Source organism: Xanthobacter nonsaccharivorans (genome assembly GCF_043194755.2).
GTDB classification, from domain to species: domain Bacteria; phylum Pseudomonadota; class Alphaproteobacteria; order Rhizobiales; family Xanthobacteraceae; genus Xanthobacter; species Xanthobacter autotrophicus_G.
The window spans coordinates 4,875,499-4,902,473 of the sequence record NZ_CM195526.1; the positions used below are offsets into that span (position 1 = coordinate 4,875,499).

Sequence of the window (26,975 nt, forward strand, 5' to 3'; positions counted from 1 at the left end):
CACGAGAAGGCGGAGCCTATGCGTTATCTTCCTCTCACCCCGGACGACCGCGCCGAGATGCTGGCGCGCATCGGGGTTCCCTCGGTCGCCGAGCTTTTTGCCGATATCCCTGAGGACAAAAGGGAAATCGAGCTGCCGCGCCTGCCTCTCGCCAAGGGCGAGCAGGAGGTGGAGCGCGCCCTGTCCCGCCTTGCGGCGCGGAACGTGACGGCGGGCTCGGTGCCATTCTTCGTCGGCGCGGGGGCCTATCGTCACCACGTGCCGGCAAGCGTGGACCATCTGATCCAGCGCTCGGAATTCCTCACCTCCTACACCCCCTACCAGCCGGAGATCGCCCAGGGCACCCTGCAGTATCTCTTTGAATTCCAGACACAAGTCGCGGAATTGACCGGCATGGAGGTGGCCAACGCCTCCATGTACGACGGCTCCACCGCCACCGCCGAGGCGGTGCTGATGGCCCACCGCATCACCAGGCGCCGCAAGGCCCTGCTGGCAGGGAACCTGCACCCCCACTATCGCGCGACGGTGGAGACCATCTCCCGTTATGCGGGGGACGAGGTGGTGTCCCTGCCGCCCTTTCCCCATGGGGGCGAGGACCTTTTTTCCGCCATCGACGAGACGGTTTCCTGCGTGGTGGTGCAGTCGCCGGACGTGTTCGGAAACCTCATAGACCTCAAGCCCATAGCCGAGGCCGCGCACAAGGCGGGCGCCCTGCTGGTCGCGGTCTTCACGGAAGCCGTGGCCCTGGGCCTCATCGAGCCGCCGGGCGCGCAGGGCGCCGACATCGTGGTGGGCGAGGGCCAGTCCATCGGCAATGCGCTGAACTTCGGCGGGCCCTATGTGGGCCTGTTCGCCACCCGGCAGAAGTTCGTGCGGCAGATGCCCGGCCGTCTCGCCGGCGAGACGGTGGACGCGGAAGGCCGCCGCGGCTTCGTGCTCACCCTCTCCACCCGCGAGCAGCACATCCGCCGCGAGAAGGCCACCTCCAACATCTGCACAAATTCGGGGCTGTGCGCGCTGGCCTTCACCATCCATTTGAGCCTGCTCGGAAAAACCGGCCTCACCCGGCTCGCCCGCCTCAACCATGCCGGCGCCTGCGACCTTGCCGACCGGCTGGCGGCGGTGAAGGGGGTGGAGGTGCTCAACGACACCTTCTTCAACGAATTCACCCTCCGCGTGCCGGGCTCCGCGACCGAATTGGTGGAGAAGCTGGCGGCGCGGGGCATCCTCGCCGGCGTGCCCTATTCCCGCCTCGCGCCGACGGCCGGACTCGACGACCTGATCCTCGTCGCCGCCACCGAGGTGACCACCGAGGACGACCGCGCCGCTTTTGCCGCAACCCTGAAGGAGGTGCTGTGATGAACCGCGAAGGCCGCGGCGCCACCACGCCGCAGATCGCTTCCCGCGCCGCGCCCCCAACCTTCACCGGCAACCGTGCGCTGGACCTGGAGGAGGGCCTGCTGTTCGAGGTCGGCCGCACCGAAGTGACCGGCGTCGATATTCCCGAGCCCGCCCCGTTCCGCGACCGGCTCGGCGGCCATGCCCGCACCGCGCCGCTGGAGCTGCCGGGCCTCTCCGAACCGGAGGCCATGCGCCATTACGTGCGCCTGTCACGCATGAACTACGGCATCGACAGCGGCCTGTTTCCGCTGGGGTCGTGCACCATGAAGCACAACCCGCGCCTCAACGAGAAGATGGCCCGGCTGCCCGGCTTTGCCGACGTGCATCCCCTCCAGCCCCAATCCACGGTGCAGGGGGCACTGGATCTCATGGCCGAGCTGTCGCGCTATCTGCTGGAGCTCACCGGCATGGCGGCGGTGGCCCTCAGCCCCAAGGCCGGCGCCCACGGCGAATTGTGCGGCATGATGGCCATCAAGGCCGCGCATGCGGCGAAGGGCCAGAAGCGCCATGTGGTGCTGGTGCCTGAGAGCGCCCACGGCACCAACCCCGCCACCGCCGCCCTCATCGGCTATGAGGTGCGCTCCATCCCCGCCCGTGCCGACGGCACGGTGGACCCGGAGGCGGTGAAGGCCGCTCTGGGGCCGGAGGTGGCCGCCCTCATGCTCACCAATCCCAACACCTGTGGGCTGTTCGAGCGGGACGTGGTGGCCATCGCCGATGCGGTGCACGGCGCCGGGGCCTATTTCTATTCGGATGGCGCCAATTTCAACGCCATCCTCGGCAAGGTGCGCGTCGCCGATCTCGGCGTCGACGCCATGCACATCAACCTGCACAAGACCTTCTCCACGCCCCATGGCGGCGGCGGGCCGGGCGCGGGGCCGGTGGTGCTCTCCGCCGCCCTCGCGCCCTTCGCCCCGGTGCCGGCGCTGGTGGCCACCGCGGACGGGCTGGTGCTGGTGGAGGAGGAAGGCGCCGCCGGCGTGGAGCAAGCCCTCGGCCGCATGAGCGCCTTCCACGGGCAGATGGGCATGTTCGTGCGGGCACTCGCCTGGATGCTCTCCCACGGCGCCGACGGCATGCGACAGGCCTCGGAGGACGCGGTTCTCTCCGCCAACTACATCCGCGCCTGTCTGATGGATGTGATGAGCGCCCCCTTCGCCGAGCGGCCGGCCATGCACGAGGCCCTGTTCGACGACGCCTGGCTCGCCGGCACCGGCATCTCGACGTTGGACGTGGCCAAGGCCCTCATCGACGAGGGCTACCACCCCATGACGGTCTATTTCCCGCTGGTGGTGCACGGCGCCATGCTCATCGAGCCCACCGAGAGCGAGTCGAAGGCGTCGCTGGACCTGTTCATCGCCGCATTGCGCGACCTCGCCATGGCGGCGAAGGCGGGGGATACGGCGCGCTTTCTCGGCGCGCCGTATTATGCCCCGCGCCGCCGCCTGGACGAGACCCGCGCGGCCCGCACGCCCGTGCTGCGCTGGACCAAGCCGGAGCCGATCCCCGACGCGGCGGAATAACACCGTCGCCCGGCGAGGGACGGCAGCGCCGCCCCTTGCCCCGCCCCGCAGTTGTTGCGAAAAGCGCCGGCATGATCGTTCTCGACGATATTTCCCTGCGCCTCGCCGGCCGCCTGCTCATCGACCATGCCTCGGTCGCCATTCCGGAGAATGCGCGGGTCGGCGTGGTCGGCCGCAACGGCTCGGGCAAGACCACCTTGTTCAAGGCCATCGTGGGCGAGCTGGAGCTGGAGAGCGGCGCCGTCCGCCTGCCCAGCCGCACCCGCATCGGCCGCGTGGCGCAGGAGGCTCCCGCGGGCCCCGACAGCCTCCTCGAGCGCGTGCTTTCCGCCGATACCGAGCGGGCGGCGCTGCTGAAGGAGCGGGAGACGACGCAGGACCCCATGCGCATGGGCGAGATCGAGATGCGCCTCCTCGACATCGGTGCCCATGCGGCGCCGGCGCGGGCCGCCACCATCCTCGCCGGCCTCGGCTTCGACGAAAGCGCGCAGAAGCGGCCCTGCTCGGAATTCTCCGGCGGCTGGCGCATGCGCGTGGCGCTTGCGGCCCTGCTCTTCACCGAGCCGGACCTGCTGCTGCTCGACGAGCCCACCAACTATCTCGACCTCGAAGGCACCCTGTGGCTGCAGGACTATCTGGCGCACTATCCGCGCACGGTGATCCTCATCAGCCACGACCGCGACCTCTTGGACGAGAGCGTGGATCACATCCTCCACCTCACCGGCCAGAAGCTCACCCTCTACAAGGGTGGCTTCTCGGGCTTCGACCGGCAGCGCCGCGAACGGCTGCTGCTGGACCAGAAGGCCCGGCGGAAGCAGGAGATGCAGCGCGCCCACATGGAATCCTTCGTGGCCCGCTTCCGCGCCAAGGCCACCAAGGCGAAGCAGGCCCAGTCGCGCCTCAAGGCGCTGGCCCGCATGGAGCCGCTGGCGGCCCAGGTGAGCGAGGAGGCGGCGGCCATCTCCATCCGCCATCCGGAGAAGCTGCTTTCCCCGCCCATCGTGGTGATGGAGCGCGTGGCGGTGGGCTATGTGCCGGGCAAGCCCATCCTCAAGGGCATCGACCTGCGCATCGACGAGGACGACCGCATCGCCCTGCTGGGGCCCAACGGCAACGGCAAGTCCACCTTCGCCAAGCTCCTCGCCGGCCGGCTGGAGGCGGAGACGGGCAATGTGGTGAAGGCCGACAAGCTGGAGGTGGCCTATCTCGCCCAGCACCAGATCGACGAGCTGGTGCCCGGCGACAGTCCCGCCCAGCACGTGCGCCGGCTGATGCCCGACGCACCGGAGGCCCGCGTGCGCGCCCGCGCGGCGGAGATGGGCTTCTCCGGCGGCGCGGGAGACACGAAGGTGTCCGCCCTCTCGGGCGGCGAGAAGGCCCGGCTGCTGCTCGGCCTCGCCACCTTCCACGGGCCGCACCTCCTCATCCTGGACGAGCCGACGAACCACCTCGACATCGAGGCGCGCGCCGCCCTCATCGAGGCGCTGAACGACTTTCCCGGCGCGGTCATCCTCGTCTCCCACGACAGGCATCTGCTGGAAGCCTGCGCCGAGCGGCTGTGGCGCGTCTCGGGCGGCACGGTGAAGCCCTATGAGGGCGACCTCGACCAGTACCGCACGGAAGTGCTCTCCCGCTCCGACGGCGACCGCATGACCGATGCCGGCCGCAAGGACCGCGCCGAGACGAAAAAGGAGGCGGCTCCCGCAGCGCCCCGGCGCATCGCCACCGGTCCCCTCAAGAAGCGCATCCGCGAGCTGGAAAGCGCCGTGGAGAAGCTCACGAAGGAGATCGAGGGCCTCGACGCCAGGCTCGCCGACCCGGACCTCCACGCCAGGAAGCCCATGGACGCCGCCCGCTTTGCGAAAACGCGCGCCGAGGCGGCGGAGAAGCTCGTCACGGCGGAGGAGGAGTGGCTCTCCGTCAGCGCCGAGCTCGAGGCCGCGGGCGGCTGACCGGCCCCACGGGAACCGGCGCCGCCTCCGGCTCGCGGATCAAGGCCATCAGCGCCTGCGCGGCCCGGGAGTGGTAGCGGTCGGCGTGGCGAAGGGCATAGAAGCGCCGGGCCGGAAAGCTCAGGGGCAGCTGCCTCAGCGTGCCGGTGGCAAGGCCCGCCGCCGCGACCAGATCGGAGATCACCGTCGCGCCCGCCCCCGCCGCCACCGCGCTGATGACCGCCTCGTTGGACGGCAGCTCCAGCGCCACCTTGAGGCCGGCGGGATCAAGGCCCGAGGCCCGCAGCGCATCCTCGAACACCTGCCGCGTGCCCGACCCCGGCTCGCGCAGCACGAAGGTGAGCTCGAGCAGATCTCCGGCTGCCAAGGTCCTGCGCGCGGCGAAAGGGTGATCGGCCGCCACCACCAGCACCAGCCGGTCGCCCGGCACCGCGGTCCTGGCGAGCAGCGTCTCCTCCACCTCGCCTTCCACGAAGCCGAGGTCCGCCTCGCCTTCGCGCACGGCGGCGGCCACCTGCGTGGTGTTGCCGATGATGACCGACAGGGCGATATCCGGATAGAGCTGGTGGAAGCGGTTGAGCAGCGGTCCAAGCCAGTAGTTGGCGATGGTCTGGCTGGCCTGAAGGACAAGGTGCCCGCGTCTCAGCCCCGAGAGATCGGCGAGCACGGTCTCCGCCGCGGCCGCCCGCGCGAGCACCGCTTCCGCCTCCGGCACGAAGGCACGGCCGGCCTCGGTCAGCTCGATCCGCCGTCCCACCCGATGGAACAGCGCCACCCCGCAGGAGGCCTCCAGCGCCGCCACTGAGGCGCTCACCGCCGACTGGGTCATGTGGAGGTCGGAGGCCGCGCGCGTCATGTGCAGGGCGCGGGCGACGGCCACGAACACCCTCAGCTGCTCCAGCGTCATCGCCCGTTCCGCTCCCGCCCGCCGGACGGCCCCGGACGGGCCGATGCCGGCGAGTCTCCCCACCGGCATCGTGGCTGCGCCGGGGCCTCCCGGCACAGGCTATATCACATCAGCGCCTTGATCAGGCCGAAGCTGAGCAGCGAGACGAAGGCCCAGGCGGCGGCGCCGAGCATCAGGGGCTTGATGCCCTTGAGGCGCAGCTTGGCGATGTCGGTCTCCAGACCCATAGCGCCCAGGGCCACCGCGAGCAGGAAGGTGGTGGTGGTGGCCACCGGCATCTTCACCTCAGCCGGAACCCATCCGCTGGACGCCAGCATCACCATGGCGATGAAGCCGAACACGAACCACGGCATGGGCGGGCTGGCATGGCCGGCGGCGCGGTCGCCGCGGGCCCGCATGACGGCAGCGGCGCCAAGGCCGATGACGAGCGGGGCGAGCAGCATCACCCGCGAGAGCTTCGCCACGGTACCGAACTCGCCGGCCTGCTGGCCGCCCTGGAAGGCGGCGGCCACCACCTGCGCCACCTCGTGGATGGAGGCGCCGGTCCACAGGCCGAAATCATGGGCGCTGAAGCCGGTGTAGGGCAGGAGCGCGGGCATCAGCAGCATGGACAGCGAGCCGAAGACGGTGACGCACGCCACCGCATAGGCCACGTCCTCGTCCGAACCGCGGGTGACCGTGTTCGTCGCGATCACCGCCGAAGCGCCGCAGATGGCGGTGCCGGCGGCGATCAGCTCAGAGAGCTGCTTGTCCACGCCCATCAGCCGGCCGAACCAGCGGGTGGCGAAGAAGGTGGCGAACAAGGTGAAGGCGACGATGGAGAAGCCCACCAGCCCCACCGAGCGCACCTGCTCGAAGGTGAGCTGGAGGCCCAGCAGCACGATGGCGAAGCGCAGGATGCGGCGGAGCGCGAACTTCACGCCCGGCTTGATGGCAGCCGCCGTCCCGAACACATTATGCAGCGCCATGCCGATGGCGATGGCGATGATGAGGGGGCTGACGAGGCCCATGCCCGGGATCTGCCGCAGCGCATAAGCGGCGGCGGCGATCAGCACCGTATAGGCAAGGCCGGGGAGAATGCCGCCGAACGCGTTGGTGAGCGGCCCGCCTGCGGCGCGCACCGGCGCACTCGGGATAAGGGCAGGATCGGAAAGGTGCTTCTCGGTCATGGCGGGGCTCCTCGAACGCGGCGAGGATGGCCCCGGCAAACCAATCGATCAAATGAGTTGTATTTCTACAATTGATCGATTTTTATGTTTATCTCACATTCGCCCCCGGTGCGCTACCGTGCCGCCGACAGAACCACGGGTGACACCCCCAATGCCGGCAGGTGCCGCGATGGCGGCATCTCGCACCGGCATGGCACATCACGCGGCGGGCAGGTGGATCGAAACAGCGGTTCCACCTGCCACACCGGAGGCAACCCGCTAAGGGGATCCAGCAGGACGGGTTGAGGGCAGCGGCGGCGGCCGATCGTCATGCCGGCACCGGCTCTTCCCGTGGCGGACGGGGCCGGAGACCGACGGCAGAGCCTTACGAAGGCCTGTCCGGCCTGGGCAGCGGACGCAACCCCTTGTGACGCCGGCCTTCAGCGTTCCGCGAAGGCCTTCTCCACCACGAAGGTCTCCGGCCGGTGGCCGGCGCCTTCCGCAAAGCGCCGGCTCTCCAGAAGGGCGCGGGTATCGGCGATCATCTGCGGCGAGCCGCACAGCATCACCCGGTCGTGGGCGGGGTCGAGGTCCGGCAGGCCGAGATCGGCGAAGAGCCGGCCGCTTTCCATGAGGTCGGTGACGCGGCCGCGGTTGCGGAACGGCTCGCGCGTCACGGTGGGATAGTGTAGCAGCTGGGTGGACGCATATTCGCCGAGGACATCGTGGGCCTTGAGGCTCGCCACCACGTCCTCGCCATAGGCGAGCTCCGCCACCTCGCGGCAGCCATGCACCAGGACGATGTGCTCGAACCGCTCGTAGGCCTCCGGGTCCCGCGCGATGGAGACGAAGGGCGCAAGGCCCGTGCCCGTGGCGAGCAGGTAGAGGCGCTTGCCGGGCTTCAGATTGTCGAGGAGCAGCGTCCCCGTGGGCCGGCGACCGACGAGGATGGGGTCGCCCGGCCTCAGCATCTGCAGCCGCGAGGTCAGCGGGCCCTCCGGCACCTTGATGGAGAAGAACTCCAGCGTCTCCTCATAGGGCGCGCAGGCCAGCGAATAGGCCCGCAGGAGCGGCTTCTCGTTCACGTCGAGCCCGATCATGGTGAATTGGCCGCTCTTGAAGCGGAAGGCGGCGTCCCGCGTGGCGGTGAAGGAGAAAAGCCGGTCGGTCCAGTGGCGGACCTCCAGCACGGTCTCGGTGTTGAGATTGCTCATGGCCGGTGCCTCACGCCTGACCAGGAGCGGCCGAGAAGGCGCTCTCGAACTTGCCGTCCACCTCCATCCAGTCCGCGGCGTCCGCCGGCGGCTCCTTCTTCTCGGCGATGTTGGGCCACCTAGCGGCATATTCGGCGTTGAGCGCGATCCAGGGCTGAGCCGCCGGGTCAGTGTCGGCGGAGATGGCGGCGGCGGGGCATTCGGGCTCGCACACGCCGCAGTCGATGCATTCGTCCGGATTGATGACGAGCATGTTCTCGCCCTCGTAGAAGCAGTCCACGGGGCAGACGGCGACGCAATCCATGAATTTGCAGCGGATGCACTTGTCGGTGACGACGTAGGCCATGGGGCAGATCCGGTTGTTTTGATGCAACGAGACTAGCCGGCCACGCCCCAGGGCCTGAGTATTAAGGCCTTGAGGGGTCAATTAATTGCGGATTTTCTATCGGCTCTCAAGCCACGGGGGCCCGTCATGCCGGGCCTGTCCGTGGCATCCCCCGCCCGGCCCCTGCCATCTGAACCGAAGGGCCAACGGAACGGCAGGGCGGGGCCCCGTGGGCCGCGGCGGAAGGTCGTGACCGGCGACGCCTCACACCACTTGGGCGAGGTTTGATCCGTTGAGGTTCACGGCGAGGCCCTTCAGCGCGTCCTCGTTCAGCTCGCCGCCCATGGCCTTCAGGCTCTCCTCGCGGATGAGGGCGCCAAGCTCGGCCCGCAGCTGCACGAATTCCGGCGACATCTGCAACGCCGCGTCGCGCGGGCGTGGGAGCGGCACCGTCACCTCGGCCTTGATGCAGCCGGGGCGCGCCGTCATCACGTAGATGCGGTCGGAGAGGAAGATGGCCTCGTCGATGTCGTGGGTCACGAACAGCACCGAGATGCCGAGCCGCTGCCACAGGTTGGTGAGGATCTGCTGCATGATGACCCGCGTCTGCGCGTCGAGGGCGCCGAATGGCTCATCGAGCAGCAGCACCTTGGGGCCCGTCGCCAGCGCCCGCACGATGCCGACGCGCTGCTTCATGCCGCCGGACAGCCGGTCCGGATAGTGATCCTCGAAGGCCGAGAGCCCGGCGAGGCCGAGCAGCGTGCGCGCCGCCACGGCCCGCTCCGACCTGCCCATGCCGCGCATCTTCAGGCCGAACTCCACGTTCTCCCGCACCGTCTTCCAGGGAAAGAGCGAATATTGCTGGAACACCATGCCCCGGTCGGCGGAGGGGCCCTTCACCGGCTCGCCGTCCACCGTGACGCGCCCGGCCGTGGGCTTCAGGAAGCCTGCCACCGCATTCAGCAGCGTGGACTTGCCGCAGCCCGACGGGCCGATGATGGAGACGAACTCGCCCGGGTTCACCACGAGGTCGGCATCGCTCACCGCGATGACGGCACCATCCACGGTGTCGTAGGCGAGCTCGAAGCCCGAGACCTCGATGAGGCCCGTCTTGGCCGGAGGAATGGGGGGAACCGCCATGGCGCGCCTCACTTGAAGGGGTTCACTTGGCCCGGGACCAGGGCGTGACGAGCCGCCCGGCGAGCCGGATGAGGAAGGACGAGGCGAGGCCGAGCACGCCGATGGTGATCATGCCCAGGGCGATGTCCGGATACTGCACCAGGGAATAGGCCTCCCAGGTGAAATAGCCGATGCCGAACTGGCCGGAGATCATCTCCGCCGCGATCAGCGACACCCAGGCCACCCCCATGCCCACGGTGAGGCCGGTGAAGACCTGCGGCAGCACCGCCGGGAAATAGACCTCGCGAAACGTGGCCCGCTCGTTCGCCCCGAGGCAGCGAGCGGCGCGCACCAGCACCTCGTCCACGTTCGCCATGCCGTGCAGCGTATTGATGAGGATGGGGAAGAACGAGCCGAGGAAGGTGATGAAGACGATGCTCTCCTCGTTGGTGGGCCACAGCATGATGGCCATGGGCACCCAAGCGATGGCCGGGATGGGTCGCAGCACCTCCGACACCGGGAAGACGAACTCCTTCAGCAGCGTGAAGCGCCCCATAAGCAGCCCCAGCGGCACGGCGACCACGGCCGCGATGGCGAAGCCGAGGAAGATGCGCCGGCAGGAGATGTAGATGTGGTCGAAGAAGGCGCCGGTGGAAAAGGCGGTGCGGGCGCTCTCCAGCACCTGCGCCGGCGAGGGCACGTTCAGGAAGCGCACGTAGAGCACCATGTGATGGGTGGTGACCACGTGCCAGGCCAGGATGAAGAGGCCGAGGGCGAGCGCCCCGAGGGCGGTGGCCCGGATGCCCTGCGCATTCAGCTTCAACCAGCGCTTTGCCTTGCCCCCCGGGGAGCGGTCGGGCGCCGGCGGCGCCGCCCGCACCCGCCGCTCCGGCCGCAACACCACGGCGCCGGGCACGGCACGGGCCGCGTCCCCCGCCGGAGCGGCGAGGGGGAAGGCCATGGCGGGGGGAGACGCGGCGGACAGGGTGGTTGCAGTCATGGCGAGAGCTTGCCTGGAGGTCGCGGGCGTCGGTGTCGCCTGGGTGGGGGTCGCCTGCGTTTTGGCAGCGGCGCGCGTCATGGCCTCACCCGCGGGCCGATGTGGCCACCTTCAGCGCATCGCTGAAGGGCATCACCTTGCCGCCGCCCCTGGCCGCCGCGGCCTCCGCGTCGGCCTTTAGGAGGAAAGGCAGGATCTCGGTTTTCCCATCCTTGGTGGACACCGCATAGAAGGCCTCGGTGGCGAACAGCTTGATGCCGCGGGCGGTATCGAACAGATAGGTCATGTTCGCCGTCTTGCCCTGGGCGGTCAGCTCGGCGAGGGCGCCCAGGGTGCAGGCCGGGCTGGAATAGGGCTTGATGCCCTCGCCCTCGATCCAGATCTCGCCGGCCTTTCGCGGCTCGGCAATCTTCACCTTGCAGAAGGCATCGTCGCCGGCGACCTCATAATTGTCATGGCTCTTGAGCTGAGCCTCATAGTCGAGGCCGAGTTCCTTGTAGGCTTGGCGGATATAGCTGTCGTTCACCCAGGCCTTGACGTCGAATTCCTTCATGCGGCCGAGCTTCTGCAGCACACCGGCGTCCTCGGCCGCGTCGGCGACGAGCTCAGGCTTGATGGTGGGATCCATGGTCATAATGCCGCCCGGGCCGAGGAAGATGTAGACCACTTCCTTGTCGATGCCGGTCCACTTGGCGATGCTCTCGGCGGCGGTCCTGGGGTCCTTGCGCACCCAGTCGTTGGCCGCGATCACCGCCTTGAGATAGCCGACCACCACTTCCGGATACTTCTCGGCAAAGTCGGTGCGCACCACCACGCCGTGCCAGGTGGGGGCGTTGGTCTCCACCCCGTCGAAGATCTTGCGGGCAAAGCCGCGGAAGGGCAGCAGCTCGGCGAAGGGCACGAAATCCGCGTGGGCTTCGATCTTCTTTTCCTGAAGGTTGGTGGAGCCCACCTCCGGCGACTGGCTCACCAGCTTGAAGTAGTCGTTGGGCCAGCCCTTGTCCTGCATGGCCTTCAGGATCATGCCATGGGCCGCCGAGCCGAACGGGACGGAGAGCACCTTCCCCTTGAGATCGGAGAGCTCGTAATAAGGGGAGTCCTTGTGCACCACCACGCCGTTGCCGGAGCCGAAGAGGTTGTAGGCGGCGACGCCAATCAGCTGTGACTTGGACTGCGGATTTGACTGGAAGGTATAGCCGTTCACCACCAGCGGAAAGTCCCCCATGCCGCCGAACTGAAGCTTGTCGGCCATCATGCCGTTGGTCACGGGTGGGCCGGAAGTGAAGTTCTGCCAGTCGATCTTGTAGGCCACATCCTTGTACTTGCCGTCCGTCGGCAGATACTTTTCAAGGAGCTTCAACTCCTTGATGACCACGCCCGTGGTGACCGTGTTGGTGGTGGTGTCCTGGGTGCCGATGCCGATGTTGATGATCTCGGCGGCGCGCGCGGGAACAACGCAGCTGGCGGTGAGGGCGACGGCAACGGCGCAAGGAAGGGGCGAGCGAAATGGGGTCATGAGATCACCTCCCGGGGCAAAGACGGATCGTGAGGGTGATCTTCGGGCCCGGCCTTGGATCCGTTCAAAGGAAGATGCGCCGCTGCTGTCGATTAGTTGCCTCCTTTGCGCCCGCGCTCTTTTTTTCAGCAGCGACTGCCCGACATGCCGGCGCGGCGGCCCGCCACGGCCACTCCGTCACCGGTCGCCGCGCATGGCGTGAAGCGCCTCCAGGTCATAGACCACAATCTTCGCCTTCTCCGCCTTCAGCACCCCCTGCTCCTGCAAACGCTTGAGGCTGATGGTGACCCATTGGCGCGTGGCGCCGACCATGTGGGCAAGGTCCGCGTGGGTGAAGGAGGAGCCGATGGCGATGCCGTCTTCCTCCTTTACCCCGTAGGTGTCGGCGAGGTGGAGCAGCAGGTGCGCCAGCCGTTCGGTGACGGAGCGGGTGCCCAGCATCTGGGCAAGGGCCGAATAGCACTTCCCCTTGAAGGTAAGTCCCTCGATGAGGCCGATGGCAAAGGCGGGGATCTGGGCGATCAGGCGCCGCAGCGTCTTGCCGGTGAGGTGGACCACCACCGAATTGGTGGCAGCCACCCCCGACCATACGTGCTGGCCCTGGCCGAACAGCTCCGGCCCGCCCACGAAATTTCCGGCGCTCCAGTAAGCGAGCGTGATCTCCCGGCCTGAGGGGGCGATGTAGAAGACGCGGATGCGGCCGCTCTCGATCAGGAAGATGCCGTCGTGGGGCATGCCCTGGGAGAACAGCATCTTGCCCCGGTAGACCACCCGCTTCTGCCCCTCGCGCAGCACCTCCTCCCGCTCCTTCGCGGTGAGGCGCTGGAACAGCAGAGGCGGCCCGTTGGTCAGGGAGACGTTCTCGGTGAGGAGCAGGGCTTGCGCCGGGTTGGTGCCGGCCAGCAGCGGCGATCCCGCCGTCGGAAGCTGTCCCTGGGGCGGGGCGATCAGCATCTCTTCTCTCCGGGTTGGACGTGTTCCAGTCCGGCAAGAAGCGTACCAACTAAATAGTAATTATATCTATTGTTTTTATAAAATAAAACAGAGATCAGCCGTCGCCCAGATCCTCAGGTCCCGGTGCCGGCAGGACCAACCGGAGCGCGCCCAAAGCCGGCGGACGGTCTAATCCCCTTGGCGGGCGGTCACTAGGTGCCGGCCAAATGCAAACGGCGGCCAGATGGCCGCCGTTTGTCGTTCCAATCGGTATTTTGAGACGTCAGTGGGCGGCGGCGCCGGACCGGCCGCGCTCGAGCGCTTCGTAGACCTGCTGCAGGTCGGAGAGGTGCCGCGAGGCGCGCTGGCGCGCTTCGTCGCTGGTGGCGTCGGCCACGTCTTCCCTGGCGTCCTGGATCTGCTGCTGCATCGCGCCGAGATCCAGCTCCTCCACCGGCTTCGCCTCTTCGGCAAGGATGGTGAGGCCGGTCGGGTTCACCTCGGCGAAGCCCCCGCGCACGAAATAGCTCTTGGGCGCGCCGTCGCCCTTGATGGTGAGGATGCCCGCCTTCAGCATGCCGATGAAGGGCGCATGACCCGCCAGCACGCCGAACTCGCCTTCCGCGCCGGGCACGATCACCTCGGTCACGGCACCGGAAAACACGAGCCGCTCGGGGGAGACCAGCTCAAAGGGTAAGGTCGCCATTCTTCTCGTCTCCGGGTCGGGCCCTGGACCTTAAGCGGCCGCGGGACCTTCAGCGCCGGCGCTCGGCCACGAAGCCGACGCCCAGGCCGATGATCGCGCCCACCACGGCGGCAAGGCCGATGTGGCGGGACTGCTCCGAGGTCAGGCCGCCGCGCGGCCCTTCCCCCTGCAGCTTGATATCGATGCCCGGCAGGCGGATTTCCGCCACCTGCGGGCGCGTCAGCCAGCCGACGATGCCGCCGGCCAGCAGGCCGAGGACGAGGCAGAGGATCTTCACGTTCATGATGTCCCCCTCACCCCGTTGATCGGCTGAAGGATCAGGCCGCCTCGGCGGCCAGCTTCTTGCCCTTCTCGATGGCTTCGTCGATGGAGCCCACCATGTAGAAGGCCTGCTCGGGCAGGTAGTCGTACTTGCCTTCCACCAGGCCCTTGAAGCCGGCGATGGTGTCCTTCAGGTCCACGAGCTTGCCCGGGGAGCCGGTGAACACTTCCGCGACGTGGAAGGGCTGGGAGAGGAAGCGCTCGATCTTGCGGGCGCGGGCCACGGTGAGCTTGTCCTCTTCGGAGAGCTCGTCCATGCCCAGGATCGCGATGATGTCCTGGAGCGCCTTGTAGCGCTGCAAGGTCTGCTGCACCTGGCGCGCTGTGTTGTAGTGCTCCTCGCCGATCACCAGCGGGGAGAGGATGCGCGAGGTGGAGTCGAGCGGGTCCACCGCCGGGTAGATGCCCTTTTCCGCGATGGAACGGGACAGCACCGTGGTGGCGTCCAGATGGGCGAAGGACGCGGCGGGCGCCGGGTCGGTCAGATCGTCGGCGGGCACATAGATGGCCTGCACCGAGGTGATCGAACCCTTGGTGGTGGTGGTGATACGCTCCTGCAGGGCGCCCATGTCGGTGGCCAGCGTCGGCTGGTAGCCCACCGCCGAGGGGATGCGGCCGAGCAGAGCCGACACTTCCGAGCCGGCCTGGGTGAAGCGGAAGATGTTGTCCACGAAGAACAGCACGTCCTGGCCCTGGTCGCGGAAGTGCTCGGCCACCGTGAGGCCGGTGAGCGCCACGCGGGCGCGGGCGCCCGGAGGCTCGTTCATCTGGCCGTACACGAGGGCGCACTTGGAGCCGGCGGCGGAGCCGTCATGCTCGTGCGGGTCCACGTTCACCTTGGACTCGATCATCTCGTGATAGAGATCGTTGCCCTCACGGGTGCGCTCGCCGACGCCGGCGAACACGGAATAGCCGCCGTGCGCCTTGGCGATGTTGTTGATCAGCTCCATGATCAGCACGGTCTTGCCCACGCCGGCGCCGCCGAACAGGCCGATCTTGCCGCCCTTGGAGTAAGGCGCCAGCAGATCCACCACCTTGATGCCGGTGACGAGGATTTCCGCTTCCGTGGACTGGTCCGCGTAGGAAGGGGCGGACTGGTGGATGGCGCGCTTGGCATCGCCGACCACCGGGCCGAGCTCGTCCACCGGCTCGCCGATCACGTTCATGATGCGGCCAAGGGTGGCTTCGCCCACGGGCACGAGGATGGGGGAGCCCGTGTCGGTGACGGGCTGGCCGCGCACCAGGCCCTCGGTCGCGTCCATCGCGATGGTGCGAACGGTGTTCTCGCCGAGATGCTGGGCCACCTCGAGCACCAGGCGGTTGCCGTGGTTGGTGGTCTCCAGGGCGTTCAGGATTTCCGGCAGATGGCCGTCGAACTGCACGTCGACAACGGCGCCGATGACCTGGGTGATGCGTCCGGTGGGATTCGCCATGTTCGTCGTCCTTTGTCCTCGTCCACGCCGCGGTCAGAGCGCTTCGGCGCCGGAGATGATTTCGATAAGTTCCTTCGTGATCATGGCCTGACGCGTCCGGTTGTAGATCAGCGTCTGCTTCCTGATCATGTCGCCCGCATTGCGGGTCGCGTTGTCCATGGCGCTCATCTGCGAGCCGTAGAAGGACGCCTGGTTTTCCAGGAGCGCGCGGAAGATCTGCACCGCGATGTTGCGCGGCAGGAGATCCGTGAGGATCTCCTCCTCCGTCGGCTCATACTCGTAGACCGGCCCCTCGTCCCCGGCATCCCGCTCGGGGAAGCTCGCGGGGATGATCTGCTGGGCGGTGGGGACCTGCGAGATCACGCTCTTGAAGTTCGAATAGAACAGCGTGCACACGTCGAACGCGCCCTGGTCGAGCAGCGCCAGGATCTTGCTGGCGATGTCGTCGGCGTTCTTGAAGCCGAGCGTGCGCACCGAGCGCAGGTCCACCAGCTCGACGATGCGGCTCGGATAGGTCCGGCGCAGCTGGTCGTAGCCCTTGCGGCCGACGCAGAAGAACTTCACGTCCTTGCCTTCGCCGAGGAGCTGCTGGGCCTTCTCGCGGGCCAGGCGGACGATGGAGGTGTTGAAAGCGCCGCACAGACCGCGCTCGCCGGTGCAGACCAGCAGAAGATGCGTCTGCGTCTGGCCGGTTCCGGCGATCAGCACAGGCGCCTGCCCGCCCCCGACGATCCCCGCCGCGAGGTTGCTCAGCACCGTCTCCATGCGCTCGGCATAGGGACGGGCCGCTTCCGCCGCCATCTGGGCGCGACGCAGCTTCGCCGCGGCGACCATCTGCATCGCCTTGGTGATCTTCTGCGTCGCCTTCACAGAGGCAATGCGGTTTCTAAGGTCTTTCAGGCTCGCCATCGCGCCCGTCCGTCAGGTTCGAGGAACGAAGGGCGACGCTCAGGCGAAGCTCTTGGCGAAGGCGTCGAGCGCCGCCGTCAGCTTCGCCGTGGTGTCCTTGCTGAGTTCCTTGGACGTGCGGATCGCTTCCAGGATCTCCGGATGCTGGGAGCGCAGCGCCAGCAGGACGCCCTGCTCGAACTCGCGCACCTTGGAGACCGGGAGCTGATCGAGGTAGCCGTTGGTGCCGGCATAGATCACCGCCACCTGCTCTTCCACCTTGAGGGGGGAGAACTGGCTCTGCTTCAGCAGCTCGGTGAGGCGGGCGCCGCGGTTCAGCAGCTTCTGCGTGGAGGCGTCGAGGTCCGAGCCGAACTGGGCGAAGGCCGCGAGCTCGCGATACTGGGCGAGCTCGCCCTTGATCTTGCCCGCCACCTGCTTCATCGCCTTGATCTGGGCCGAGGAGCCCACGCGCGACACCGACAGGCCGACGTTCACCGCCGGGCGGATGCCCTGGTAGAACAGGTCGGACTCGAGGAAGATCTGGCCGTCGGTGATGGAGATCACGTTGGTCGGGATGTAGGCCGACACGTCGTTGGCCTGGGTCTCGATCACCGGCAAAGCGGTCAGCGAGCCGGCGCCGTTGGCGTCGTTCAGCTTCGCCGCGCGCTCCAGCAGGCGGGAGTGCAGGTAGAACACGTCGCCGGGATAGGCCTCGCGGCCCGGCGGGCGGCGCAGCAGCAGCGACATCTGGCGATAGGCCACGGCCTGCTTGGACAGGTCGTCATGGATGATGAGCGCGTGCATGCCGTTGTCACGGAAATACTCGCCCATGGCGGTGCCGGTGAACGGCGCCAGGAACTGCATCGGCGCCGCGTCCGAAGCGGTGGCGGCCACGATGATCGAATATTCGAGCGCGCCCTGCTCTTCCAGCACCTTCACGAACTGGGCGACGGTGGAGCGCTTCTGGCCCACCGCGACGTACACGCAGTAGAGCTTGGCCTTCTCGTCCGTGCCCTGGTTGATGGGCTTCTGGTTGAGGATCGAGTCGAGCGCTACGGCGGTCTTGCCGGTCTGGCGGTCGCCGATGATGAGCTCGCGCTGGCCGCGGCCGATCGGGATGAGCGCGTCGATCGCCTTGAGGCCCGTCTGCATGGGCTCGTGCACGGACTTGCGCGGAATGATGCCGGGGGCCTTCACGTCGACGCGGCGACGCTCGGTGTAGACGATGGGGCCCTTGCCGTCGATCGGGTTGCCGAGGGCGTCGACGACGCGGCCGAGCAGGCCCTTGCCGACGGGGGCGTCCACGATGGCGCCGGTGCGCTTGACGGTCTGGCCTTCCTTGATCTCGCGGTCGGAACCGAAGATCACGATGCCGACGTTGTCGATTTCGAGGTTCAGCGCCATGCCGCGCGTGCCGTTCTCGAACTCGACCATCTCGCCGGCCTGGACATTGTCGAGGCCGTAGACGCGGGCAATGCCGTCGCCGACGGAGAGGACCTGGCCTACCTCCGAAACTTCGGCTTCCTGGCCGAAGTTCTGGATCTGCTCCTTGAGGATGGCGGAGATTTCAGCGGCTCGAATGTCCATCAGCGGACCTCTTTCATCGCATGCCGGATAGAATTGAGTTTGGTCTTGAGCGAGGCGTCGACCATGCGGGAGCCGAGCTTCACGATGAGACCACCGAGGATGGACGGATCGACGGTGACGTCGAGGTTCACGTCCTTGCCGGTCTTTTCAGCCAGCGTCGCCTTCAGCGTGGCGAAGTGCGCGTCGCTCAGGGGCGCGGCCACCGTCACCTGCGCCGTCGTCTCGCCCCGTTGGGCGGCCACGAGCGCTGCAAAATCGGAAATCATGCCGGGCAGCGCGAACAGGCGGCGGTTCTGCGCCACCAGCTTCACGAAATTCCCGGCGAGGCCGGTGATGCCCACGCTTTCAAGAATTGCGGAAACGGCCGTCAGCTGCTCCTCGGCCGAAAAGACCGGGCTTTTCACCAGCCGCGCCAGATCCGCGCTTTCCGCAATGAGGGCCGCCAGACGATCGAGATCCGCCTTCACGGAATCGACGGCGCCGGCCTCTGTCGCCAGTTCGAACAGCGCGGTCGCGTAGCGCCCCGCCATGCCTGACACGATCGTATCCGCCACCCCGCACCTCTCTCGGACTTGCAGCCTGATGGCGCCACACCGTGCGGCGTCAACGCCCAAGCCCTTGATCTGTTGGGAATATTCCTGTGTGACCTCGCGAGAGGGCTGAACCCGCCCCTCGAAATCCCGGTGTGCCTAACACAGGCCGATCAAGGCGGCAACATGACCGAAGAGTGGCTGATAGGCCGCATTGCCGCACCAGCACCTCGCCACCAGCTGCCTTTTACGCCCCCGAAGGTGGCGGAAAACCACCGCCGAGGACCCGCCTGCCCCACCGGGAACCTTTGTCCGGCGCGGCCTTGCGCACGATGAAGGGAAGCCGGGCAAGAACCGCGCCGACCACCGCCACTTCCTGCGCAGGCGTCAAACGGAAAATGCTCTTTCAATGCGGCGCAGCAAAGGCGGCGGGGACGATGCCGCCGGATCCGCGGCACGGGCTTGTGGAAACCGGCGGGCCGCGTGGCCGAGGGGAGCGTCAACCAACACCGAGGAACTGCTTCAGCTCCGGCGTCTTCGGATGGGCGAAGACCTCCTCCGGCGGTCCGATCTCGTGCACCCGGCCCTGGTGCATGAACACCACGCGGTCGCACACCTCGCGGGCGAAGCGCATCTCGTGGGTCACCATGAGCAGGGTCATGCCCTGCTCGGCCAGCGTCTTCACCACCGCCAGCACCTCGTTCACCAGCTCCGGGTCGAGGGCGGAGGTGATCTCGTCGCACAGCAGGGCGAGGGGCTTCATGGCCAGCGCGCGGGCGATGGCGACGCGCTGCTGCTGGCCGCCGGACAGCTGGTCGGGATAGGCCTCGAACTTGTGGCCGAGGCCCACCTGCTCCAGCCGCACCCGCGCCTCGGCCTCCGCCTCCTTCTGCGACACCTTCTTCACCACCATGGGCGAGAGCATCACGTTGCGCCCGGCCGAGAGGTGGGGGAACAGGTTGAAGCCCTGGAAGATCATGCCGACCTTGAGGCGCAGCGCCCGCAGGTGCACCTCGTCCGGCGCCAGCTGGGCGCCGGCGACCATGATGGAGCCCTCGTCGATGGTCTCCAGCCCGTTGATGCAGCGCAGGAGCGTCGACTTGCCGGAGCCGGACTTGCCGATGATGGCGATCACCTCGCCCGGCTCCACGTCCAGGTTGATGCCCTTCAGCACCTCGTTCTGGCCGAAGCGCTTGCGCACCTCAGTGATGGTGATGAGCGACATTCAGCTTCCTCTCCAGGATCTGGCTCGACTTCGACAGGGGCCAGCAGAGCGCGAAATAGATGAGGGCGGCGAAGCCGTAGACGGTGAACGGCTCGAACGTGGCGTTGGTGATGATGGTGGAGGCCTTGGACAGCTCCACGAAGCCGATGATGGAGGTGAGCGCCGTGCCCTTCACCACCTGCACCGAGAAGCCCACCGTGGGCGGCAGCCCGATGCGCATGGCCTGCGGCAGGACCACGTGGCGCAATTGCTCGAAGAAGCTCATGGCGAGGGAGGAGGAAGCCTCCCACTGCCCCCTGGGGATCGCCTCCACGCAGCCGCGCCAGATCTCCGCCAGGAAGGCCGAGCTCCACAGGGTGAGCGAGACGAAGGCCGCCGCCCAGGGCGAGACGTCGAGGCCGAGCAGCGGCAGGCCGAAGAAGAGGAGGAACAGCTGCATCAGCAGCGGGGTGCCCTGAAACAGCTCGATATAGAGGGTCGCCGCCCGGTTCAGCCACCGGTGCCGCGCGATGCGGGCATAGAGCACCACCAGTCCCACCGCCCCGCCGCCGGCGAAGGCGAGGAGGGAGAGCAGCACCGTCCAGCGCGCGGCGAGCAGCAGGTTGGAGACGATGTCCCAGGTGGAGAATTGCATCATCGCGCGGCCCTCCGCCGGGGGAACACCAAAGCGCCGATGCCCCGCATCACCTGCCGCAACAGCACCGCCAGCAGCAGATAGAGGAGGGTGGCGACGATATAGGCCTCGAAGGCGCGGAAGGTGCGGGACTGGATGAAGTTGGCGGCGAACGTCAGCTCCTCCACCGAGATCTGCGAGCAGACCGCGGAGCCGAACATGACGATGACCATCTGCGAGGTCAGCGCCGGCCAGATCTTCTGCAGGGCCGGCACCAGCACCACGTGGCGGAAGGTCTGGATCGGGCTCATGGCGAGGGAGGCGCCGGCCTCGAACTGGCCGCGCGGGGTGGCCTCGATGCCGGCGCGGATGATCTCGCAGGCATAGGCGCCGAGGTTGATCACCATGGCGAGGATGGCCGCCTGCATCTCCGTCAGCGAGAAGCCGGCCGCCGGCAGGCCGAAGAAGATGAAGAACAGCTGGATCAGGAACGGCGTGTTGCGGATCAGCTCCACATAAGCGGAGACGATGGGCCTCAGCCATCTGGGCCCCAGCGTGCGCGCCCAGGCGCAGCCGATGCCGAGGCCCACGCCCAGCACGCCGCCCACGGCGATGAGCTCCACGGTGACGGCGACGCCCTTGGCGATCACCGGCCCATAGTCGGCCAGGGCTGAGAAATCGAAGCTGTAGGCCATCTGTGCGCGCCCCCGATGGCGGCCGTGCCGCCTGCCCGCTGTGTTGCCGGGGCCTCCTCCCGGCTGGGAGGGAGGTCAGGCGGCGGCCCGAGGCGGCCGCCCGCTTGCCCCCATGGGGTGGTCGGGCCTCACAGATCCTTCGGCAGCGGCGCGCCCAGCCACTTCTCGGAGATCTTCTCCAATGACCCATCCGCCTTCGCCGTCGCGAGGATGGCGTTCACCTTCTCCAGCAGCTTGGGCTCGTCCTTGTTGAGGCCCACGTAGCAGGGGGAGTTCTTGATGAGCACCTTCACCTGCGGCTTCTTCGGCGGGTTGCGGGCGAGGATGGCGGCAGCCACCACGTTGCCGGTGGCCACCACCTTCACCTGGCCCGAGAGAAAGGCCGAGATGGTGGAGTTGTTGTCCTCGTAGCGCTTGATGTCGGCGGTGGGCGGGGCGACCTTGGTCAGCTCCAGGTCCTCCACCGAGCCGCGGGTGACGCCCACGGTCATGCCGGCGATGTCCTCCACCTTCTCCACCTTCACGTCGGCCGGGCCGAAGATGCCGTTGAAGAAGGGGGCGTAGGCCACCGAGAAGTCGATCACCTTCTCCCGGTCCGGATTCTTGCCCAGGCTGGAGATGACGAGGTCCACCTTCTTGGTCTGCAGGTAGGGAATGCGGTTGGCGCTGGTCACGGGAACCAGCTCCGCCTTCACGCCGAGGCCCTTGGCGATGAGGTTGGCCACGTCGATGTCGTAGCCGAGGGGCTTGAGGTCCGTGCCCACCGAGCCGAAGGGCGGGAAGTCCTGCGGCACGGCGATCTTGATGACGCCCGCCTTCAGGATGTCGTCCAGCGCCTCGGCGGCCGCGGGGCCGGCCGACAGGCCCAAGGCAACCGATGCGATAGCCCCCGCCAGCGCGCCGACAGCCAGCGCCCGGCCGAGGAAAGTCCTGCGATCAACACCCATCTGCCCTGCCTCCGCACAGATGCCCATCGCCACCGCATGGGCATCCCTTTGCAGGGAGATCAGCAAGGCGTGTGCCAAGGCTGGCGGTACACGCATGACTTACGGGCGTCTTGGATCGGCGACAGGGGGATGGGGAAAGCCTGAAACGGAAATGCCCCGTCCGAAGTCTCGGACGGGGCATTTGCCCAATTCATGGGCGCCCAGGTTCTGGGCAGTCGGGGCAAGGCCCCGGCTGCGGATCAGTTGGCCTGGGAGGTCTTGTTCGGCGTCGCCGGATAGGCGGCGTTCTTCACCGTGCCCTTCATCAGCTCGACGGCGAGCTTCAACTGGGTGTCGTCCTTCGGATCCGGCGGCACATAGGCCGGCGAGCCGGTCTGCTCGTCGTCGCCGTTCTTGAGATGGCCCTTCAGGGACGCCTCGCCGCGGGTGGAGTCGATGTTCGCGCCGAGCTTGATCTTCAGCTCGTCGGGCATGTCCTGCACCAGCACGATGTCCGGCTCGATGCCCTTGGCCTGGATGGAGCGGCCGGAGGGCGTGTAGTAGCGGGCGGTGGTGAGGCGCAGGGCGCCGTTCACCCCGTTCGGGCCGAGCGGGATGATGGTCTGCACCGAGGCCTTGCCGAAGGAGCGCGAGCCGAGCACCGTCGCGCGCTTGTGGTCCTGCAGGGCGCCGGCCACGATCTCGGAGGCCGAGGCGGAGCCGCCGTTCACCAGCACGATCACCGGCTTGCCCTTGGTCAGGTCGCTGCGGCGGGCGTTGTAGCGCTGGGTCTCGTCCGGGTTCCGGCCGCGGGTGGTCACCACCTCGCCACGGTTGAGGAAGGCGCTGGAGACGTCCACCGCCTGGTCGAGCAGGCCGCCGGGATTGTTGCGCAGGTCGATGACGTAGCCGCGCACCTTGTCCGCGCCGATCTTGGCGGTGAGGTCCTCGATGGCCTTCTTCAGCTCCTCGTAGGTCTGCTCGTTGGTGAAGGAGTTGATGCGGATGTAGGCGATGTCGTCCTGCTCGACGCGCGAGCGCACCGTCTGGATCTTGATGGTGTCGCGCACCACCTTCAGCTCGATGGGCTTGTCGATGCCCTTGCGGGCGATGGTGAGGGTGATGGGCGTGCCCACCGCGCCGCGCATCTTGTCCACGGCCTCGTTCAGGGTCAGGCCCTGGACCTGGTCGTTGTCGAGCTTGACGATGAGGTCGCCCGCCATGATGCCGGCACGGGCCGCGGGCGTTCCCTCCATGGGAGAGATCACCTTCACGAGGCCGTCTTCCATGATCACCTCGATGCCGAGGCCGCCGAACTCGCCGCGGGTCTGCACCTGCATGTCGCGATGATTCTTCACGTCCATGTAGGACGAGTGCGGATCGAGCGAGGAGAGCATGCCGTTGATGGCCGCCTCGATCAGCTTGCCGTCATCCGGCTTTTCCACGTAGTCGGCCCGCACCCGCTCGAACACTTCGCCGAACAGGTTGAGCTTCTGATAGAAATCGGACGATGCCGCCTCGGCCGTGGTGCCGAGGAAGGCACGCGGCTGTACCGCGGCGACGGCCACCAGGGCACCCGCCGCAACGCCGAAAAGGAATAAAGACGTACGACGCATCATCCACGTACCTTCTGACTGTCCGTTGCCGCCCACCAGGGCGTTGGATCGACCGGATTTCCGTCTTTGCGGAACTCGACATACAATTGGGGCTGTCCCGTGACCGGAACAGGGCCCTGCGCGGTCGCCCCGGCAAGGCGCGGCGCCGCCGGCCTCGGGGCACCGCCCATCACCGCCACCGGCTCGCCCGCGAGGACGAACTGGCCGAGCTCCACGGTGATCCGGTCCATGCCTGCCATCAGGACATGGTACCCGCCGCCCGCGTTGATGATCAAGAGTTGGCCGTAGCTGCGGAACGGCCCCGCATAGACCACCCAGCCGTCCGCCGGCGCGCTCACCGGGGCACCGGCGCGGGTGGCGATGGTGAGGCCCTTGTCGGTGCCGCCCACCCCGTCCCCCTGCCCGAAGGTGCGGAGCGGCACGCCGGCAACCGGCAGCGGCAGCAAGCCCTTAGCCTGAGCGAAAGAAATCGCCGGGGTGATGCGGGCGGTATTCTCCAGCGCGGCGAGGTCCGGCTTGCCGGGCTCGGCGGGGCGGGTGACGGCATTGGCCGCATCCGCCGCGCGGGCGGCAGGCCCCACTTCGCTCTCCAGCCGGGTCACGAGATCGTGCACGTCGGACGTGCCCTTCGCCACCTGGTCCGCCTGGGTTTTCTCCGCCGGCGGAAGGGGATGCTCCTCCGCCTGCCGGCGCTGACGCTCCGTCACCAGGGCGGAGATGCGGCGGCTGTCGTCGTCCAGCTCGGAGCGCAGGCGGGTGAGCGTCTCCTTGGCCGCGGCGAGCTCGCCGCGCACGCGGCCCAGCTCCGACAGGTCGGAGGCGAGGGTCTCCGCCTCCACCCGCAGCTCCGGCAGCAAGGCCCCGAGGAGGATGGCCGAGCGCACCGCGTCGAGGGCATCGTCCGGCCGCATGAGCAGGGCCGGCGGCGGCGTGCGGCCCATGCGCATGAGGGCGGCCAGCACCTCCGCCAGCACGCCGCGGCGCCGGGCAAGGGACACGCCGAGGTCGGAGGTGGAACGATCGAGCATCGCCATGCGCCCCTCCACCTCGGTGAGCTGCTGCTCCACGGAGCGGGCGCGGGCGGTGGTCTCCACCAGCATCTGGTTGAGGCGGCCGCGATTGTCCTTCGCAGCCTCCAGATCGGCGCGCAGGCGCTGCTGCGCCTCGTCGGCGCCGCGCACATCGCCCTTCAGCGCGTCGGTGTCGAGATGGGGACGGGCGCGGTCCGGGACCGGGGGCGGCAGCGGCGCGGAGGCCGGCGCGCCACCCTGCGGCGTCCCCTGCACCGCCTGCGCGAACGCCGACGGCGCCGCCGGGCCGAGGCCGAGCAGCGCGGCGGCGAGGAGCGGGCCGGCCTTGAAGGTCATGAGCCGATCCTGGCCGCGACAGGGTTGAGGAGCGGTAAAGCTTTCACCGATCCGCTCCCCAATCCAGAAGTATCGTCACGCCCGTCCCGCGACGGGCGCGACGCGGGGCCTCAGCCCTCCATGCTCTCCAGCTCGCCGATCATTCCCGAGATGAGGTTGAGGCCGGTCTGCCAGAAGGCCGGGTCGCGGGCGTCGAGGCCGAACGGGGCGAGCAGCTCCGAATGGTGCTTGGTGCCGCCGGCCGACAGCATCTCCAGATAGCGCTCGGCAAAGCCGTCGGACGCCTTCTCGTAGACCGCATAGAGCGAGTTCACGAGGCAGTCGCCGAAGGCATAGGCATAGACGTAGAAGGGCGAGTGGATGAAGTGCGGGATGTAGGTCCAGAAGCTCTCGTAGCCCGCCCCGAGGTGGATGGCCGGGCCGAGGCTCTCGCTTTGGACCTGCATCCAGATCTCGCCGATCTTCTCGGCCGTCAGCTCGCCCTGACGCCGCTCGGTGTGGACGTGGCGCTCGAAGGTGTAGAAGGCGGTCTGGCGCACCACCGTGTTGATCATGTCCTCCACCTTCTGGGCGAGCATGATTCTGCGGGCCTGCGGGCTCTCCGCCGCCTCCAGCAGCCGGCGGAAGGTGAGCATCTCGCCGAACACGGAGGCGGTCTCCGCCAGCGTCAGCGGGGTCGGCGCCATGAGCGCGCCCTGGCGGGCGGCGAGCACCTGGTGCACCCCGTGGCCCAGCTCGTGGGCCAGCGTCATCACGTCCCGCGGCTTGCCCTGGTAGTTGAGCAGCACATAGGGGTGGGCGGACGGCACGGTGGGATGCGCGAAGGCGCCGGGCGACTTGCCGGGGCGCACGGGCGCGTCGATCCAGGACTTGTCGAAGAAGGTGCGGGCGATGTCGGCCATCTTCGGCGAGAAGGTGCCGTAGGCGGACAGCACCGTGTCCTTGGCCTCGGCCCAGCCGATGTCGCGGCTCTCCACCTTGGGCAGGGGCGCGTTGCGGTCCCAGAACTCCAGCTTCTCCCTGCCGAACCAGCGCGCCTTCAGCGCGTAATAGCGGTGCGACAGGCGGGGATAGGCCTCGCGGATGGCGGCCACCATCGCGTCCACCACCTCCTTCTCCACCCGGTTGGCAAGGTGGCGGGAGGAGGCGACGTCCTCGAACCCGCGCCAGCGGTCGGAGATTTCCTTGTCCTTGGCCAGCGTGTTGGTGATGAGGGTGAACAGCCGCAGGTTCTTGCCGAAGGTGTCCGCCAGCGCCAGGCCGGCGGTCTTGCGCACCTCTTCCTTGGGGTCCTGCATCAGGTTCAGCGTGGGCTCGATGGCCAGCTCCTGCCCGTCCACCGTGAAGCGCAGGGAGGAGATGGTCTCGTCGAACAGGCGGCTCCAGGCGCTGCGCGAGGGGCTCGCCTTCTCGTGGAACAACTGCTCGATCTTGTCGTCGAGCTGGTAGGGCTTGTCCTTGCGCAGGTCCTCGATCCACGGCCGGTAATGGCCGAGGGCCGGATCGGCCATGGCCGTCTCCAGAGCCGCGTCGTCGAGCCGGTTCAGCTCCAGCGTGAAGAACAGGAGGTGGGTGGAGGCGTCCGTGAGGCGTTCCTGGATGTCGCCATAGAACTTGGCGCGCGCCGGGTCGGAGGTGTCGCCCGCATAGACGAGGCTGCCGTAGGAGGCGATCCGGCCGATGAGGTCGTCCACCGCCTCATAGCGCTTCACCGCCGCGGCCATCACGGTGCCGGCGTCGGGCTTTGCCAGGATGTCCGCCAGCTTGCCCTTGTAGGCCTCCTCGAACGCCTTGCACTCCACGTCGGCGGCCTTCATGTCCGCCTCCAGCAAAGGCGAATCCATGGCCGGATAGAGGTCCGCAAGGTTCCACTCGGGCAGCACCTCGGTTTTCGGTGCGGCAACGGCCGCCGCCGGGGCGGCACGGCAGGCGGAGGCGATGGCGCTCAGGAAATCCGGCGAACGAACGATCATCGAAAACGAATCGGCCAGCGACGAACGGGGCGGCAAACGGGACGATGAAAGGGT

24 protein-coding genes are annotated in these 26,975 nt (G+C 67.9%); 3 read left to right on the forward strand and 21 right to left on the reverse strand.

The genetic code is table 11. From position 1 onward, the window contains the following. Positions 1-18 precede the first annotated feature (18 nt). The 3 genes from gcvPA (at position 19) to V5F59_RS22300 (ending at position 4,876) form a co-directional block, all read left to right on the forward strand. A complete protein-coding gene (gene gcvPA / locus V5F59_RS22290) occupies positions 19-1,359 on the forward strand; it encodes an aminomethyl-transferring glycine dehydrogenase subunit GcvPA (protein ID WP_393980658.1) in 1,341 nt (446 codons plus the stop codon). Beyond that, positions 1,359-2,924 carry an aminomethyl-transferring glycine dehydrogenase subunit GcvPB gene (gcvPB, locus tag V5F59_RS22295; RefSeq protein WP_393980656.1) on the forward strand — a complete coding sequence of 522 codons (1,566 nt, stop codon included), beginning with the start codon at positions 1,359-1,361 and terminating at the stop codon, positions 2,922-2,924. Before gcvPA ends, gcvPB begins: the two co-directional genes overlap by 1 nt. A gap of 71 nt (positions 2,925-2,995) precedes the next feature. Beyond that, positions 2,996-4,876 carry an ABC-F family ATP-binding cassette domain-containing protein gene (locus V5F59_RS22300; protein WP_393980654.1) on the forward strand — a complete coding sequence of 627 codons (1,881 nt, stop codon included), beginning with the start codon at positions 2,996-2,998 and terminating at the stop codon, positions 4,874-4,876. Here the strand turns inward: V5F59_RS22300 and V5F59_RS22305 are convergent. The 21 genes from V5F59_RS22305 to V5F59_RS22405 form a co-directional block, all read right to left on the reverse strand. Then, positions 4,845-5,783, reverse strand: a complete 939-nt coding sequence (locus V5F59_RS22305; RefSeq protein WP_393980652.1) for a LysR family transcriptional regulator — start codon at positions 5,781-5,783, stop codon at positions 4,845-4,847. The two genes, V5F59_RS22300 and V5F59_RS22305, sit on opposite strands and share 32 nt — an antisense overlap. A 104-nt stretch (positions 5,784-5,887) precedes the next feature. Beyond that, the gene (locus tag V5F59_RS22310; protein ID WP_393980650.1) at positions 5,888-6,952 is read right to left on the reverse strand and encodes a YeiH family protein; all 1,065 of its coding nucleotides are present in this window, start codon (positions 6,950-6,952) and stop codon (positions 5,888-5,890) included. Positions 6,953-7,371: 419 nt separating this feature from the next. After that, positions 7,372-8,145, reverse strand: a complete 774-nt coding sequence (locus V5F59_RS22315; RefSeq protein ID WP_393980648.1) for a ferredoxin--NADP reductase — start codon at positions 8,143-8,145, stop codon at positions 7,372-7,374. Positions 8,146-8,155: 10 nt separating this feature from the next. Further along, on the reverse strand, positions 8,156-8,491 hold the full coding sequence (gene fdxA, locus V5F59_RS22320) for a ferredoxin FdxA (RefSeq protein WP_393980646.1): 336 nt from the start codon (positions 8,489-8,491) through the stop codon (positions 8,156-8,158). Positions 8,492-8,734: 243 nt separating this feature from the next. Then, entirely contained in the window at positions 8,735-9,610 is an 876-nt protein-coding gene (locus tag V5F59_RS22325; protein WP_393980644.1) for an ABC transporter ATP-binding protein, read from the reverse strand. A 22-nt stretch (positions 9,611-9,632) separates the two neighbouring features. Further along, the gene (locus V5F59_RS22330) at positions 9,633-10,589 is read right to left on the reverse strand and encodes an ABC transporter permease (protein WP_393980642.1); all 957 of its coding nucleotides are present in this window, start codon (positions 10,587-10,589) and stop codon (positions 9,633-9,635) included. A gap of 85 nt (positions 10,590-10,674) precedes the next feature. Continuing rightward, positions 10,675-12,105, reverse strand: a complete 1,431-nt coding sequence (locus V5F59_RS22335; RefSeq protein ID WP_393980640.1) for an ABC transporter substrate-binding protein — start codon at positions 12,103-12,105, stop codon at positions 10,675-10,677. Positions 12,106-12,282: 177 nt separating this feature from the next. Next, complete coding sequence (locus V5F59_RS22340; protein WP_393980638.1) at positions 12,283-13,059, reverse strand: Crp/Fnr family transcriptional regulator; 777 nt, start codon at positions 13,057-13,059, stop codon at positions 12,283-12,285. 262 nt (positions 13,060-13,321) lie between these two features. After that, entirely contained in the window at positions 13,322-13,744 is a 423-nt protein-coding gene (locus V5F59_RS22345) for a F0F1 ATP synthase subunit epsilon (RefSeq protein WP_393980636.1), read from the reverse strand. A 49-nt stretch (positions 13,745-13,793) separates the two neighbouring features. Then, on the reverse strand, positions 13,794-14,027 hold the full coding sequence (locus V5F59_RS22350; protein WP_393980634.1) for a hypothetical protein: 234 nt from the start codon (positions 14,025-14,027) through the stop codon (positions 13,794-13,796). Between the two features lie 34 nt (positions 14,028-14,061). After that, positions 14,062-15,498, reverse strand: a complete 1,437-nt coding sequence (atpD, locus tag V5F59_RS22355) for a F0F1 ATP synthase subunit beta (protein WP_393980632.1) — start codon at positions 15,496-15,498, stop codon at positions 14,062-14,064. Positions 15,499-15,531: 33 nt separating this feature from the next. Beyond that, entirely contained in the window at positions 15,532-16,407 is an 876-nt protein-coding gene (locus tag V5F59_RS22360) for a F0F1 ATP synthase subunit gamma (RefSeq protein WP_393980630.1), read from the reverse strand. Positions 16,408-16,446: 39 nt separating this feature from the next. Continuing rightward, positions 16,447-17,976 carry a F0F1 ATP synthase subunit alpha gene (gene atpA, locus V5F59_RS22365; protein WP_393980628.1) on the reverse strand — a complete coding sequence of 510 codons (1,530 nt, stop codon included), beginning with the start codon at positions 17,974-17,976 and terminating at the stop codon, positions 16,447-16,449. Continuing rightward, positions 17,976-18,506: a F0F1 ATP synthase subunit delta gene (locus V5F59_RS22370; RefSeq protein WP_509211141.1), complete on the reverse strand. Its 531-nt coding sequence runs from the start codon at positions 18,504-18,506 to the stop codon at positions 17,976-17,978. Before V5F59_RS22370 ends, atpA begins: the two co-directional genes overlap by 1 nt. Positions 18,507-19,005: 499 nt before the next feature. After that, positions 19,006-19,731: an amino acid ABC transporter ATP-binding protein gene (locus tag V5F59_RS22375; protein ID WP_393980626.1), complete on the reverse strand. Its 726-nt coding sequence runs from the start codon at positions 19,729-19,731 to the stop codon at positions 19,006-19,008. Next, positions 19,709-20,368, reverse strand: a complete 660-nt coding sequence (locus tag V5F59_RS22380; RefSeq protein WP_393980624.1) for an amino acid ABC transporter permease — start codon at positions 20,366-20,368, stop codon at positions 19,709-19,711. The genes V5F59_RS22375 and V5F59_RS22380 overlap by 23 nt, the downstream gene beginning before the upstream one ends. Continuing rightward, positions 20,365-21,039, reverse strand: coding sequence for an amino acid ABC transporter permease (locus tag V5F59_RS22385; RefSeq protein WP_393980622.1), 675 nt, complete (start codon positions 21,037-21,039; stop codon positions 20,365-20,367). The genes V5F59_RS22380 and V5F59_RS22385 overlap by 4 nt, the downstream gene beginning before the upstream one ends. Positions 21,040-21,167: 128 nt before the next feature. After that, on the reverse strand, positions 21,168-21,986 hold the full coding sequence (locus tag V5F59_RS22390) for a transporter substrate-binding domain-containing protein (protein ID WP_393980620.1): 819 nt from the start codon (positions 21,984-21,986) through the stop codon (positions 21,168-21,170). Positions 21,987-22,225: 239 nt separating this feature from the next. Then, positions 22,226-23,584: a S41 family peptidase gene (locus tag V5F59_RS22395; protein WP_393980618.1), complete on the reverse strand. Its 1,359-nt coding sequence runs from the start codon at positions 23,582-23,584 to the stop codon at positions 22,226-22,228. After that, entirely contained in the window at positions 23,581-24,948 is a 1,368-nt protein-coding gene (locus tag V5F59_RS22400) for a murein hydrolase activator EnvC family protein (RefSeq protein ID WP_393980616.1), read from the reverse strand. Before V5F59_RS22400 ends, V5F59_RS22395 begins: the two co-directional genes overlap by 4 nt. A gap of 110 nt (positions 24,949-25,058) precedes the next feature. Next, the gene (locus tag V5F59_RS22405) at positions 25,059-26,921 is read right to left on the reverse strand and encodes a M3 family oligoendopeptidase (protein WP_393980614.1); all 1,863 of its coding nucleotides are present in this window, start codon (positions 26,919-26,921) and stop codon (positions 25,059-25,061) included. Positions 26,922-26,975 lie beyond the last annotated feature (54 nt).